The sequence below is a fragment of the Streptomyces sp. NPDC046909 genome (assembly GCF_040644695.1).
Classification (GTDB): Bacteria; Actinomycetota; Actinomycetes; order Streptomycetales; family Streptomycetaceae; genus Streptomyces.
Genome location: NZ_JBEYXC010000024.1, coordinates 40,096 through 53,405, shown reverse-complemented (window position 1 = coordinate 53,405; position 13,310 = coordinate 40,096). Strand labels below are relative to the sequence as shown.

Sequence of the window (13,310 nt, the reverse complement as noted above, 5' to 3'; positions counted from 1 at the left end):
CCCGAAGCCGTGACCCCCCGACCCGCAGCGCCCACCCCCCAACCGCTCTACGCTGACCCCGTGCAACCCGACGCACCCCCCTACGACCACTTCGAGGTCGTCGCCCTCGCCTCCTCCGCCGGCGGCATCAACGCCCTCGGTACCCTCCTCGGCGCCCTGGACGCGGACCTCCCCGTCCCCGTCCTGCTCGTCCAGCACCTCGACCCCCGCCACCGCACGGTCATCGCCGAGGTCCTCGACCGCCGCACCCCTCTCTCCGTGAAACTCGCCGAGGACAAGGAACGCCCCCGCCCCGGCACCGTCTACATCGCCCCGCCCGACCGCCACCTCCTCGTCGGCCCCGCAGGCCGCCTCGCCCTCACCGACACCGAGCTCGTCCACTTCGTACGCCCCTCCGCGGACCTCCTCTTCGAATCGGTCGCGGGAGCCTACGGCCCGAGGGCCATCGCGTGCGTGCTGACCGGCACCGGCAAGGACGGCTCGATGGGCGTGGACGCGGTGAAGTCGCGCGGCGGCACCGTGATCGTGCAGGATCCCGCCACGGCCGAATTCAAAGGAATGCCGGATGCGGCGGTGGGTACGGGGACGGTGGACTTCGTGCTACCTCTGGAAGAGATCGCCGCGGTGATCCGCGGACTTGTCGAGACCAAGAGGCAGTAAGAGCAGTGGTTGCAGGGACAGGCGACGGACAGCCCGATGTGGAGACCGACGAGGAACTGGAGGAACTCCTCGGTTTCCTCAGGGACGCGCGCGGTTTCGACTTCACGGGCTACAAGCGGTCCTCCCTGGGCCGCCGCATCCGCAAGCGCATGAGCGACGCCCAGGTGGCGACGTACGCGGACTACCGTGACCGACTGGAGACCAACGCGGATGAATTCGACGCGCTGTTCAACACCATTCTGATCAACGTCACCTCCTTCTTCCGCGACCCCGAGTCCTGGACCTTCCTCCAGCGCGAGGTGCTCCCCGAACTCCTCGCCCAGAGCGGGACCGACGACGAGATCCGGGTGTGGAGCGCGGGCTGCTCCAGCGGCGAGGAGGCCTACTCGCTGGCGATCATGTTCGCCGAGGCGCTGGGGCTGGAGGAGACGCTGGACCGCGTCAAGATCTACGGCACGGACGTGGACGACGAGGCACTGCGTGACGCCCGCTCCGGGCTGTATCCGGCCAAGGTCCTCGCCCCCCTCGCACCGGAGCTGCGCGACAAGTACTTCGAGCAGAACGGCGCCCGCTTCGGCTTCCGCTCCGATCTGCGCCGCCGGGTCATCTTCGGCCGCCACGACATCACCCGCGACGCCCCGATCTCCCGCCTCGACCTGCTCCTGTGCCGCAACACGCTGATGTACTTCAACGTCGAGGCGCAGACGCAGATCGTCGACCGCTTCCACTTCGCGCTGCGCGAGGGCGGTTTCCTCTTCCTCGGCAAGGCCGAGATGCTGCTCAACGACTCCGACCGGTTCGACGTGATGAGCATGCGCCAGCGCGTGTTCCGGCGCCGCCCGGGCGAGGCCACCCCGCCGTACCAGCCCGCCCCGGTCAAGATCAGGGCCGGGGTGGGCACCGAACTGCACTCGATGGCCCGCCACCGGCAGATGCGTGACCTCATCCTGGACGCCTCGCCCAGCGCGGCCGTGGCGGTCGACTCCGAGGGCACGGTCATCCTCATCAACAGTCACGCGCGCGTGCAGTTCGGTCTGACCTCGAACGACGTGGGCCGTCCCTTCCAGGATCTGGAGATCTCCTACCGGCCCGTGGAGCTGCGTTCCCTGATCGAGCAGGCCACCCACGAGCGGCGCACCCTGCGGGTCAACGGGGCCGAGCGCCGGGTCGGCGAGGACCTCCAGTTCTTCGACATCCTGGTCCAGCCGCTGACCGGCTCCGACGGTCTGACGGCCGCCACCAACATCACCTTCACCGATGTCACGGTCGCCACCCAGCTCAAGTCCGAGGTCAAGCGGGTGCGGGAGGACCTGGAGACGGCGTACGAGGAACTCCAGTCCACGAACGAGGAGTTGGAGACCACGAACGAGGAGCTCCAGTCGAGCATCGAGGAGTTGGAGACGACGAACGAGGAACTCCAGTCCACGAACGAGGAGTTGGAGACCACCAATGAGGAACTCCAGTCCGGCAATGAGGAACTGGAGACCATGAACGAGGAGATGCGGGTCCGCACCGAGGAGCTGGACGAGGCCCGCGCGTTCCTGGAGGCGGTGCTGACCTCCATCGCCGCCGGGGTGGTGGTCCTCGACAAGGACTTCAAGGTCAAGAGCTGGAACCGGGGCGCCGTCGATCTGTGGGGCCTGCGCCCCGACGAGGTCCTCGACCAGGGCTTCTTCAGCCTTGAGTTCGGGCTGCCGCCGGAGGAGCTGCGCGAGACCATCAAGAGCTGCGTGGACACCGGCAAACGCGGCGCACCGGTGCCGGTGCCGGCGGTGAACCGGGTGGGCCGGGCCATCACCTGCATGGTGCAGTGCAGCCCTTTCGACGGGCACAACGGCGGCGCGGTCCTGCTCATGGAAGAAGGCCGAACAAACTCCTCCGGATGAGCAGGCGGGGCGTAGGATTCCGGTATGGCCAGCGGAGGCGGTGCCTTTGACCGCAAGGCTTCCGCGCAGCGGAACGCCGATGTGGCGCACGCCCGTTCCGCGGAGGAGACCCGCAAGGCCGAGCGTCATGAGATCCTCGCCGCGACGGCCTCCTCCAACGAGACGAAGGACATGCACCTGCGGATCGCGACCGTCCACCGATCGACCGCCGCCTGCCATGAGACGGCGGCGAGTCTCCAGGACGCCTACGCGAAGCGCCTGGCGAAGTGGGTGCACGACCGGCGCGCCCCGCAGCCCCTCTTCATGACGGGCGTCGCGGAGGCCTGCGGCACCAGCAGCGCTGCCCTCACCCTCGTCGGCGCGACCCTCGATCAACTCGCCCTGGCCGCCTCCGACGAGCCGGCCCGGGCCGCCCAGGAACTGGAGTTCCTGCTCGGTGAGGGCCCGGCCCGGGACGCCACGCGCGAGGTCCGTCCGGTGTCGGCGTCCGGCGCGACGCTGACCGACCGCTGGCCCGGGTACGGCCCCGCCCTGGCGGACCTCGGGATAGCCGGCGTGGCCGCCGTGCCGCTCAGCCTGGAGGACACCTGCGTCGGCGCCCTCGCCGTCTTCGACCCGGAGCCGGGGCTCGTCGAATCGGGCACCTTCACCGAGGTCGCCGAGGCGCTCACGCGCTCCATGATCCTCAGCCCGGACGGCGATCCCGGCCTGTACGGCGGCATGAGCATGCGCGCCACCGTGCATCAGGGGGCCGGGATGCTCAGCGTCCAGCGGGGCTGCTCGATCGGCGACGCGCTGGAACTGATCAAGGCGCATGCCTTCGCCGAAGGAACCTCCGCGCACTCCGTGGCTTCGCGGATCGTGCGGGGTGAGCTGCGGCTGGGCTGAGGTGGGGGAGACGTCGGTGAACGGGCACGGAAGACCGCGGGTGGAGGCCCGTGACCGATGCCCTGGAAGTGGAGGGGATCTCATGAGCGCACCCGTGCAGCAGCAACGCATCGCACAGGCGTTCGTCGAACTGGCTGCCTGTGGGGTCATCGACCCCGGCAGGCTCCTGGCCGTGCTCGCGGCCCACGGAAGCGAGCTGCTCGGCGACTACGCCGCGATCGTGCTGTACGCGCCCGATGAACACGCACAGGTCCAAGTCGCCGGTACGGGCCAGGAGTTGATGCGCCTGGCGCAGGAGGCCGTGCAGTGGGACGAGGGCCCGGGCCCGCAGGCCCGCCGCACCGGCCGCCCCGTACCGGACACCGCCCTCGCCGGCGAACCGGCCCGCCGGAGCTGGCCGCGCTACACACCCCGGGCCCTGGAGCTGGGATTCGGCCGGGTCGCCGCCCTGCCCCTGCACGTCGGCGACCTCACCCTGGGCGCCCTGGTGTTACTGGGCCCCGGCCCCGCCCCGCTCAGCCCCGGCCTGCTGGAGCTCGGCCAGTCGCTCACCGACGCCGCCGGCTGGGCCCTGGAGCGCGACCGCCTGCTGCGCGAGAGCCGTGCCCTGTCCGACCAGCTGGGCCAGGCCCTCTCCAGCCGGATCATCATCGAACAGGCCAAGGGCATGCTCGCCGCGAGCCTCTCCATCGGCGTCGACGAGGCCTTCGAGCTCCTCCGCACCCACGCCCGCTCCCACCGCCGCCGCCTGGCTGACGTGGCCGGGGACGTCGTCCGCAAACAGCTGGACCTGACCGCCGCGAAGTGACCCGCCCCCTCAGGCGTACCGCTCCACCAACCCGCCCACATAAGCCTCCAGCCGCCCGCCCAGCACCTCCGGCGTCAGATCGGTCCTCCCCAGCTCGCGCCACGGCCCCGCCAGCTTCTCCGCGTCGGGCGCGTAGGCGAGGGCGTCGAGGAGCCGCCAGTACAAGTGATCGGCCCCCTCGGCGAGTTGACGCCCGCCCTGCGCCTCGTACCGCTCCCGGAACCCGAGCCCGTACTCCGGCCCGTGCAGCAGCGCGAGCGCCGTCGAGCAGTGGGCGACGTCCAGATCGGCGGGCCCCCAGGAGGTCTCGACCCAGTCGACGACCCCGCTGATCCGCAGGTCATCGGTGAAGAGGACGTTCCCGGGGTGGAAGTCCCGGTGCAGGAAGACCCCTTCGTACGACGGTGGCTCGCGCCGGATGACCTCGACGGCCCGCTCCCACAGCGCCCCGCGCGGCGCACGCACCCGCTCCGGAGACGTCCAGGCCTGATACGCGCGCGGCCGCTCCTCCGGCAGGACCCCGTGGATCCGGACCAGCAGCGCCGCCAGCAGGTCGAGCCGCCGTTCGAGGTCCTCCTCGTCGACCCGTACCCGGCCCGGCAGCCGGGACATCAACAGGCCGGGGTGGTCGCAGTGTTCGGCCGTCGCGTCGACCGCGATCAGCGCGGGCGCCGGGATGCCGTCCTGCCCGGCCAGCAGCTCCAGGACCGAAGCCTCGCGGTTCAGGAGGCCGGGCGCGTGATGGCGGAAGAACGGCTTCACGAAGGACCGCAGCACCAGATCCGTGCCGTCGTCGAGGGTGAGTGCGCGCATCTGCGAGCTCCAACCACCGGACAGGAAACGGGTGGTGGCGACCGAACGGCCCTCCGGCAGCCGCTTGGCCACCCAGGCGCGGGTCGCCGTCCAGCCCGCCACCAGCAGTGTGTCGACGAACTCCCGCCGGTCGTCGGCGTGCTCCCGGAACCACTCGCCCAACCGGTGCTGTGCGTCCGGGAGTTCGACGCGCGTGTACTGCGACCGCGCGGCCAGCGCGTCCTGGACCGCCTCCGTCACGTCCGCCGGAATGACCTCGTCGTACCCCGGCACCGCGAGCACCGCCCGCCCCTCGAACCCCCGCAGTACGTCCAGCGCGGGCGCCCCGCGCCAGCTGTCCGGCGTCCGCAGGATCTCCGTGAACCGCCCGTCCCTGTTCTCGAACGGCAGCTCCCATGCCTCGGCCGCGTACACCGCCGGCGCGCACAGCCCGATCGCCGTCACCCGCTCCCCGTAGTGCCGTACGAGATCCGCCACGGTCTGTCCGCTCATGCTGAACCCGACCAGGAGCAGCGGAACATCCGCCGGCACCCGTGCGTCGATCACCGCGACGGCCTGCTCGAACCGCCGCCGCAGGCTCAACTCCCGCTTGTCGCCGCTGGATTCGCCGTGCCCGGAGAAGTCGAGGGCGAGCACTCCGCAGCCCCGCCCCGCGAACTCCTCCAGCAGCGGGGCCAGTCGCTCCTTGCTGCCGTTTCCCGCCCCGTGCAGCACAACGGCGGTGGCCCGCCCGGGACCACCGCCGCCGTACACCCCGCTGAGCCGTTCGCCGTCACCGTGCTGAATGAACGAGGAGATCATGACCTCATTCACTCACGGCGGCCGCGGCCTCAGGAAGCCGATTCCGCCTTCGGCGCGCGTGCCGCCGCGATCGTCTCGCGCAGATGGTCCTCGTCGGCCTGGCTCAGCGAGGTCTGCACCAACTGCCCGCCGAACGGGGCGAGTTGTGGGATCACCTTGTCCTGGGCGGCCTGCTTCACCAGGGCGAACAGGGCCGCCGCGCCCGGGCGGAGATTCTGGCTGAGGTCCTTCATGAAGTTGTCGTTGATCCCGGTGTCGGTGACCGCGCCCCCGGCCGCGCCGGCCGCCGCGCCCACCGCCGCGCCGAGCAGCGGGGCCAGGAACAGCAGCCCGATCACCCCGCCCCACAGGGCGCCGCCCGCCGCGCCCATCGTGGTGTGGTTGACCGCCTGGTGCAGCTTGATCTTGCCGTCGTCGCGCCGCTCGACGACCACGACGTCCTCCAGCTCGACGAGATGCTGCTTGGTCAGTTCGAGGAGCTTCTCGCGTACCTGGTTGGCGGTGGCGAGGTCGTCGTACGCGACGACGAAGAGATCACTCATCCGGAAACACCCCTTATCAGAGCAATGAAGCGTTTTGCCCGACTCTAGGGGGCGGGCCTGCGGGCCGCACGCCGGGCGCCGGAAAAGGAGATGCACACCGAGTGACCGTCTCCCTACGCTGGACAAGCATTGCGGAGCTGCTCCCTACCGCTTGCCGCAGGACCGGCGTCACTCCGCGGCCTCGGGGCTACTCTGCTGCTCACCCACCCACGCACACGGAGGCCCGTGATGGGCACCATCGTCCTGGCCGGGGCCGCGGTCCTGGTCATCCTAGGTTTCGGAAACAGCGTCTACTGGCTCGCCGCGGCCGCCGTGCTCTTCCTGTACATGCAGTACGGGCGGGGCGCGTCCTCGACCCCCTCCTCGCGAGGCGGCTCGGGTTCCGGTTCCGGTGTCATGCCCGCCGACTACCGGTCGTACCGCGACCGTCGTGACAAGCAGGCCAAGTGGGACCGCCGCTACCGCCGCGAGCGGCCCTTCGAGTCCCGCCGTCAGGAGCGCGAGAAGAAGGGCAGCTGAGCCCCTCCGGGAAGAGCCCCTCCGGGAAGCCCCCCGGTCGTCACAGACCGGGGGCGCCCCACACCGGGAACCAGCGGCTCAGGTCCTGCTCGATCCGCAGATCGTTCCCGAGGGTCGCCTTGACCCGCAGCTCCAGCGCGTTGTCACGCCGCTGCCCGCCCTCGGGCAGCGGCGCGAACGGGAACCACGTGCCGCGCTTGTAGAGATAGACCAGCGCGAGCGTACGGCCCCCGTCGTCCCGGAAGCCCGCCAGCGAGCACAGCAGCTGCGGGCCGAAGCCGTTGACCTCCATCGAGGCGTTCACCGCGTGCAGATCATTGACGAGCAGCGGCAGCTCGTCGGGGGCGCGCTCGGACAGCAGCCAGGAGTAGCCGTACTCGTCGCGCCGCAGCTGGACCGGGGGACCCTCCCGGTCGGCGTCCGCGTCGAGCAGCGCCTGCACCTCGCGGTGCGTCTGCTCGAATGCCGCGCCCTCGACCGTGGCGAAGCACACCGCTCCGCTGCCGGTCGGCGTGAACCCCACCGCGGCCTCCAGCGTCACGGCCGCCGACGGCAGCCCGAAGAGCTGGTCGAGATCGGGCGCGACCGGCTTCGTACGCCCGAGCAGAATGTCCAGCAGCCCCATGGCGCTCTCAGTCCGCCTTCCCGGGGGCCAAGGGTGCCCCCAACTCGGTGGAGATCCGGCCCAGTTGCTCCAGCCGCTGCTCAAGCGTCGGATGGGTCGAGAAGTACCGCTCGATGCCGGGCTCCTTGCCCGTCGCCGGAGTGAAGTAGAAGGCGTTGAAGGCCTGCGCGGTCCTCAGGTCCTTGGTCGGGATCCGGGCGATGTCACCGGAGACCTTGGTCAGCGCGGACGCCAGCGCCGAGGGCCGCCCGGTCAGCAGGGCCGCGGCCCGGTCGGCGGCCAGCTCCCGGTACCGGGACAGCGCCCGGATCAGCAGGAAGCTGAGCGCGTACACGGCCGCGGAGACACCCAGCACGGCGGCGAAGACGACCGCGGTGTTCTGGTCCTTCCGCCCGCCGAAGACCTGCGAGTAGAACGCGAACCGCACGATCAGCCCCGCGATCACCCCGAGGAACGAGGCGACGGTGATCACCGCGACGTCCTTGTGCGCCACATGCGACAGCTCGTGCGCGAGCACACCCTCCAGCTCGTCCTTCTCCAGCCGCCGCAGCAGCCCGGTGGTCACACAGACGACGGCGTGATCGGGATTGCGCCCGGTGGCGAAGGCGTTCGGCATGTCCATCTCGGACACGGCGACGACGGGCTTGCGCATGTCCGCGATGGCGCACAGCCGGTCCACGACCCCGTGCAGCTCCGGATACTCCTCCCGCTCCACGACCCGGCCCCGCATCGCGAACAGCGCGACCCGGTCGGAGAACCAGTACTGCGCCCCGAGCATCCCGGCCGCCACGACCACCACGAGCACCCAGGACCTCAGCAGCACGATCAGGGCGGCGACGAACGCCACGTACAGCAGTCCGAGCAGAAAGAGCGTGACCGTCATCCGCACGGTCAGCCGCCGATCGCTCCGGAAACGGCTCCGCATCTGCATCACCCCGCAGTCAGGCACTCGCCCCACTGCCCAGTGTGCACCCGGCCCCGCCATGGGCTGACCTGGATCAGCCCTACGGAGAGCAAAGGAATGCGTACACAGCGGATCAGAAGTTGGAGATCACACTGGTGATGACCTGCTCGATCGTCTCCGCCTTCCTGGCGTCGTACATCTGCCCGCCGGCGGCGTCGGCGATCTTCTGGAGTGCGGTACGGCCCTTCTGGTCGTTCGCGTCGGCCTTGTTGCCGTAGGCGATGGTGAAGACCCGGACCTCGGGCTGTGAGGTGTCGCCGATGTGCTGGAGCAGCCGCTGCTCCGTCAGACTGCCCTGGTCCTCGTTGCGGCCGTCGGTGAGCAGGACGATCGCGTTGATGGCCGTGGGGTCGTAGTCCGCGCGCATCGAGGTCACGGCGGCGTCGAGCGAGTCGTTGAGGCCGGTCGCGCCCTCCGCCTCCAGGGCACTGAACGACTCGGACAGCCGTTTCTTGTCGAAGGGGCCGAGCTGCACCAGTTTCCTGTAGTCCGTGTCGCCGCCCAGGTCCTCGGCGTCCGAGAACTTCCACAACCCGACCCGGTCCGAGCCGGTGAACTCACTGAACAGCTCGTTCTCCGCGAGTTTCAGCTGCTCCAGTTTGGTGTTCCCGGTCTCCGGAATCCTGTCGTTCATCGATCCCGAGGTGTCGATGAGCAGCAGCACGTTGGCCCGCCTGCGCAGCGAGGGCCAGATGTCCAGGAGGTGCTTCAGCACGGCGTCCTGGGGCGTGGACAAGGGATCGAGTTCCGTCTCCGGCACGGCCCCGCTCTCCTCCCGCCGCAGCGGGGAGTCCTTCGTGATCTTGCCGTCGTGGGTGCGGAACCCGTAAGGAGCGAAGTTGTCGGCGAAGGTCGTGGGCTCGTGCAGATAGGCGAGGAAGTCCTCCGCCACGTCCTGCTTCGCTTCCTTGAGGTTCAGCTCGATGTAGGGGTGGTCGGAGAACAGGATCCCGTCCGACGGATAGAAGGAGACCAGAGGCGTGTCCGGCGGGCTGGTCTTCTTGCAGCCCTTGTCCTCCTCCGCGCTGAGCGCACCGCAGGGATAGCCGGCGTTGTACGCCGCCACGGAGCTCTCCTCCAGGGTGACGGCGGAGATGTACGACATGGCCTTCTGCTTGCTGTTCTTGTCGGCCCGGCGGAGGTTGGCCAGGAACGTGAGCGTGGTGTCGCCGTAGTGCACCGCGGACTGCTCGATGTGCTTGACGAAAGCGCGGTTGTCGGTGTTGTCGAGGCGTGCCTTGGTCAGCTCACCGCTGGTCCCGGTCGCGGCGTAGAAGGCGCCGATGGTCGCGTTGAGGCCGGAGGTGGAGTAGGCGGGGTTGGTCTTGCCGAGCTTGAAGTCACCCCACTCGGGTCTGCCGCGGTTCTTGGCCCCCCAGAAGCCCTTGGCGTTCGTCGACCACTCGGCCAGCTCTTTCCAGGAGAACTGGTTCTCGGGCCAGTCCAGGGTCTCGGCCATGGGCTTGGGCATCGCGACGGTGAGCGGGCTCGTCACGATCGGGTCGGCCTGCTGCGGAAACAGACTCTTGGTCTTGGCCGTCGCGTTGGCACGGGCCAGCGAGAGCCATGAGGACCCGGCCGGGGCCCAGACATCGGGCGGCTCTCCGTCGTCCTCGGTCCAGCCCCGGGCCAGTGCCCGCATCGCGTCGCCCGAGTTCTTGTCGTCGACCTGGATCCGGAAGCAGTGGTCGCCACTGGCGCGGTTGCCGTAGGCCGCGGCGGCGCGCCGCAGGGACTCGGACTTGTCCACGGAGGAGGCGATGAAGAGGGTGTCGTTCGCCTCGCCGCACTTCTCCAGCGCGGCCGTGGCGGACAGCGGCTTGGAGTCCTTCTGGTCCGAGCCGTCGTTCCCGCACGACTGGAGGGAGACGGCGACGAGTGCGACGGCGGTCGTCAGGCCGAGGACGGTGGCGGCCAGGGAGTGCTTACCCGGGAGAAAGGGGGGACGGTCCGGTGTCGCCCTGGACGGCGGGCCGGGCGGCTTGTTCGCCTGGGACTTGGACTTGGACTGGGACTGGGACTGGGACTGGGACTCGGCGGGCGGCTTGGACTTGCCGGGCTTTCTGGTCGGCTTCTTGAACGAGCCGAGGACAAGCGTGGGGTGGGTGGTGCCGGGAGCGGCCGCCGACATGTCGAGCGCGAGGAGGGTCCGGACCGCCACCTGCGCCGCGTTGAGGGCGGCCTGTGCCTGGGCGTTCCCAGCCTCCAGGACCTTCTTCCGCCCGTCGGCCAGATCGCTGATGCCCCGGACGATGAGCCAGCGGAGCCTCTCGTGGCCCTCGGCGGCGCTGGCGAAGCCGACGCCCTCCGTCTCGATGGCCGCGGTGTCCTCGTAGTGCCGCGCGATGATCTCGTGATCGGGGGCGCTCAGGGAGTCGATCACGACGTCCCCGGAGGCGATCGGCTTGACGTGGATCCCGTAGGTGATGAGCGGTTCGAGTCCGCGGGCCGCCCGCTCCGCCGCGGCGAGGATGTCGCGCGGCGGCCTCCAGCTGCTGGGCCGGGCGTGGAAGCCCTCCGGCGAGTACTTGCCCCGCTGGTACTCGTACACGGTCCGGGCGACGACGACGTCCCCGAGGCGGGCGTCCTTGCGGCCCGCGGCGATGCCGACGAAGAACGCGACATCGGGCTGTACGTCGGTGAGGTGGCGGGTCACCAGGGGGCCGGTCTCGGTGTTGCCCTCGCCGGTCTTGGCGAGGTGGACGTGCCAGGTGGCCTTCTGGTTCCTCAGCTCGTAGACGGCCGGGTAGCCGGCGCCGACAAGGGTCGCACCCGCGTTGAGGAGGTGCGCTTCGACCTTCTCGTACTCGACGCTGAGGGCCGTGAAGATCATCGCTCTGTGCGGAAGGGCTGCTGCCACCTGACCAACCGATCTCGACGCGGACTCCGACACTGACGCTGACTCGCCCAACGAGGCTCAACAACATCATGCAGCCCAACGCCCCTGGCAGGCACGGGTATTGACAAGAGCGCTTTCTAGTACGGCGCGTGGAAGTTCGTGTACCCCAGCAACACGATGACCGCGGCTACGATCCCGAACACGATCGCCGTCGACGCCCAAGGGGAGCGCACCCGCCGCCGGCCGAAGGCGGAACCCTCCGGCTCCGCCCGGAACGGCTGTGGCTCGGGCGGGTTCTCCTTCCACCGCGCGGCGAGCATCCGGGCCCGGGCGGACGGCTCCTTGTGCTCCGCCCCGTCAGCCCACCGGATGTCGAACTCCCGGTCCTCGTCGTCCTGTTGGGACATCCCCGTAACCCCCGATGGTCTGACTCGCACGTCTGTTCACGAAACCATACGACGACGCCCCCGCCCTGGGAAACCAGGAACAGGGGCGCCGGAAGAGCCGTACAGCCGGGGGACCCGACCGCGGTCCGATCACACGTCGAAGTAGAGCTCGAACTCGTGCGGGTGCGGACGCAGCTGGAGCGGGGCGATCTCGTTCGCGCGCTTGAAGTCGATCCACGTCTCGATGAGGTCGGACGTGAAGACGTCACCGGCGAGCAGGAACTCGTGGTCGCGCTCGAGGGAGTCGAGGACGGCCGGGAGGGAGGTCGGGACCTGGGCGACGCTCGCGTGCTCCTCGGGAGCCAGCTCGTAGAGGTCCTTGTCGATCGGCTCGGCCGGCTCGATCTTGTTCTTGATGCCGTCGAGGCCCGCGAGCAGCAGGGCGGAGAAGGCGAGGTACGGGTTGCCGGAGGAGTCGGGCGCGCGGAACTCGACGCGCTTGGCCTTCGGGTTGGAGCCCGTGATCGGGATACGCATGGCCGCGGAGCGGTTGCGCTGCGAGTAGACGAGGTTGATCGGCGCCTCGAAGCCGGGGACCAGGCGGTGGTACGAGTTCACCGTCGGGTTGGTGAAGGCGAGCAGCGACGGGGCGTGCTTGAGGATGCCGCCGATGTAGTAGCGGGCGGTGTCCGACAGACCCGCGTAGCCGGCCTCGTCGTAGAACAGCGGGTCGCCGTTGCTCCACAGCGACTGGTGGACGTGCATGCCCGAGCCGTTGTCACCGAAGATCGGCTTCGGCATGAAGGTCGCGGTCTTGCCGTTGCGCCAGGCCACGTTCTTCACGATGTACTTGAAGAGCTGGAGGTCGTCGGCCGCGGCGAGCAGCGTGTTGAACTTGTAGTTGATCTCGGCCTGGCCCGCGGTGCCCACCTCGTGGTGCTGGCGCTCGACCTGGAGGCCGGACTTGGCCAGCTCCAGGGAGATCTCGGCACGCAGGTCGGCGAAGTGGTCGACCGGCGGGACCGGGAAGTAGCCGCCCTTGTAGCGGACCTTGTAGCCGCGGTTGTCCTCTTCCTTACCGGTGTTCCAGGCGCCGGCCTCGGAGTCGATGTGGTAGAAGCTCTCGTTCGGGCCGGTCGCGAAGCGGACCGAGTCGAAGACGTAGAACTCGGCCTCGGGACCGAAGTACGCGGTGTCCGCGATACCGGTGGAGGCGAGGTAGGCCTCGGCCTTCTTCGCCACGTTGCGCGGGTCACGGGAGTACTGCTCGCCCGTGATCGGGTCGTGGATGAAGAAGTTGATGTTGACCGTCTTGTCGCGGCGGAAGGGGTCGACGCGCGCGGTGGACAGGTCGGCGCGGAGCGCCATGTCGGACTCGTGGATGGCCTGGAAGCCGCGGATCGAGGAGCCGTCGAAGGCGAGCTCCTCGGCCGGGTCGAAGGCCTCGGCCGGGATCGTGAAGTGCTGCATCACACCCGGCAGGTCGCAGAAGCGGACGTCGACGAACTTGACGTCCTCGTCCGCGATGAACTTCTTGGCCTCGTCGGCGTTCTGGAACATCCAGCTCCTCCTACTCCCG

General features: G+C 69.5%; 12 protein-coding genes. 5 read left to right on the top strand and 7 right to left on the bottom strand.

What is annotated here, in order from left to right; translation table 11 throughout:
• Positions 1-60 precede the first annotated feature (60 nt).
• The 4 genes from ABZ928_RS47760 (at position 61) to ABZ928_RS47745 (ending at position 4,242) form a co-directional block, all read left to right on the top strand.
• Positions 61-660, top strand: a complete 600-nt coding sequence (locus tag ABZ928_RS47760; RefSeq protein WP_361534587.1) for a chemotaxis protein CheB — start codon at positions 61-63, stop codon at positions 658-660.
• A gap of 5 nt (positions 661-665) precedes the next feature.
• The gene (locus tag ABZ928_RS47755; protein ID WP_361534584.1) at positions 666-2,546 is read left to right on the top strand and encodes a CheR family methyltransferase; all 1,881 of its coding nucleotides are present in this window, start codon (positions 666-668) and stop codon (positions 2,544-2,546) included.
• Positions 2,547-2,570: 24 nt separating this feature from the next.
• Entirely contained in the window at positions 2,571-3,434 is an 864-nt protein-coding gene (locus tag ABZ928_RS47750; protein WP_361534581.1) for a GAF and ANTAR domain-containing protein, read from the top strand.
• A gap of 82 nt (positions 3,435-3,516) precedes the next feature.
• Positions 3,517-4,242, top strand: coding sequence for a GAF and ANTAR domain-containing protein (locus ABZ928_RS47745; RefSeq protein WP_361534578.1), 726 nt, complete (start codon positions 3,517-3,519; stop codon positions 4,240-4,242).
• A gap of 9 nt (positions 4,243-4,251) precedes the next feature.
• Here ABZ928_RS47745 and ABZ928_RS47740 read toward each other — a convergent pair whose 3' ends face one another.
• Positions 4,252-5,856, bottom strand: coding sequence for an alpha/beta fold hydrolase (locus ABZ928_RS47740; RefSeq protein WP_361534575.1), 1,605 nt, complete (start codon positions 5,854-5,856; stop codon positions 4,252-4,254).
• Positions 5,857-5,885: 29 nt separating this feature from the next.
• Positions 5,886-6,398: a DUF1269 domain-containing protein gene (locus ABZ928_RS47735; RefSeq protein ID WP_361534572.1), complete on the bottom strand. Its 513-nt coding sequence runs from the start codon at positions 6,396-6,398 to the stop codon at positions 5,886-5,888.
• Positions 6,399-6,626: 228 nt separating this feature from the next.
• Between ABZ928_RS47735 and ABZ928_RS47730 the strand changes: the two genes are divergently transcribed.
• Positions 6,627-6,917 carry a hypothetical protein gene (locus ABZ928_RS47730; RefSeq protein ID WP_361534569.1) on the top strand — a complete coding sequence of 97 codons (291 nt, stop codon included), beginning with the start codon at positions 6,627-6,629 and terminating at the stop codon, positions 6,915-6,917.
• 40 nt (positions 6,918-6,957) lie between these two features.
• Here ABZ928_RS47730 and ABZ928_RS47725 read toward each other — a convergent pair whose 3' ends face one another.
• The 5 genes from ABZ928_RS47725 to glnA all read right to left on the bottom strand — a co-directional run bounded on the left by ABZ928_RS47725 (position 6,958) and on the right by glnA (position 13,291).
• Positions 6,958-7,542, bottom strand: coding sequence for a hypothetical protein (locus tag ABZ928_RS47725; protein WP_361534566.1), 585 nt, complete (start codon positions 7,540-7,542; stop codon positions 6,958-6,960).
• Positions 7,543-7,549: 7 nt separating this feature from the next.
• Positions 7,550-8,467, bottom strand: a complete 918-nt coding sequence (gene htpX / locus ABZ928_RS47720; protein WP_361534563.1) for a zinc metalloprotease HtpX — start codon at positions 8,465-8,467, stop codon at positions 7,550-7,552.
• Between the two features lie 112 nt (positions 8,468-8,579).
• Positions 8,580-11,339: a substrate-binding domain-containing protein gene (locus tag ABZ928_RS47715; RefSeq protein WP_361534560.1), complete on the bottom strand. Its 2,760-nt coding sequence runs from the start codon at positions 11,337-11,339 to the stop codon at positions 8,580-8,582.
• Between the two features lie 143 nt (positions 11,340-11,482).
• Positions 11,483-11,752, bottom strand: coding sequence for a hypothetical protein (locus tag ABZ928_RS47710; protein ID WP_361534557.1), 270 nt, complete (start codon positions 11,750-11,752; stop codon positions 11,483-11,485).
• A 129-nt stretch (positions 11,753-11,881) separates the two neighbouring features.
• The gene (gene glnA, locus ABZ928_RS47705; protein WP_361534554.1) at positions 11,882-13,291 is read right to left on the bottom strand and encodes a type I glutamate--ammonia ligase; all 1,410 of its coding nucleotides are present in this window, start codon (positions 13,289-13,291) and stop codon (positions 11,882-11,884) included.
• Between the last annotated feature and the right edge of the window lie 19 nt (positions 13,292-13,310).

What these genes read in the sequence shown, in the direction of transcription:
- ABZ928_RS47750 (WP_361534581.1), top strand. Translation starts at nt 2,571, where the DNA reads ATGGCCAGCGGAGGCGGTGCCTTTGACCGCAAGGCTTCCGCGCAGCGG.
- ABZ928_RS47745 (WP_361534578.1), top strand. Translation starts at nt 3,517, where the DNA reads ATGAGCGCACCCGTGCAGCAGCAACGCATCGCACAGGCGTTCGTCGAA.
- ABZ928_RS47740 (WP_361534575.1), bottom strand. Translation starts at nt 5,856, where the DNA reads ATGATCTCCTCGTTCATTCAGCACGGTGACGGCGAACGGCTCAGCGGG.
- ABZ928_RS47735 (WP_361534572.1), bottom strand. Translation starts at nt 6,398, where the DNA reads ATGAGTGATCTCTTCGTCGTCGCGTACGACGACCTCGCCACCGCCAAC.
- ABZ928_RS47730 (WP_361534569.1), top strand. Translation starts at nt 6,627, where the DNA reads ATGGGCACCATCGTCCTGGCCGGGGCCGCGGTCCTGGTCATCCTAGGT.
- ABZ928_RS47725 (WP_361534566.1), bottom strand. Translation starts at nt 7,542, where the DNA reads ATGGGGCTGCTGGACATTCTGCTCGGGCGTACGAAGCCGGTCGCGCCC.
- htpX (WP_361534563.1), bottom strand. Translation starts at nt 8,467, where the DNA reads ATGCGGAGCCGTTTCCGGAGCGATCGGCGGCTGACCGTGCGGATGACG.
- ABZ928_RS47715 (WP_361534560.1), bottom strand. Translation starts at nt 11,339, where the DNA reads ATGATCTTCACGGCCCTCAGCGTCGAGTACGAGAAGGTCGAAGCGCAC.
- ABZ928_RS47710 (WP_361534557.1), bottom strand. Translation starts at nt 11,752, where the DNA reads ATGTCCCAACAGGACGACGAGGACCGGGAGTTCGACATCCGGTGGGCT.
- glnA (WP_361534554.1), bottom strand. Translation starts at nt 13,291, where the DNA reads ATGTTCCAGAACGCCGACGAGGCCAAGAAGTTCATCGCGGACGAGGAC.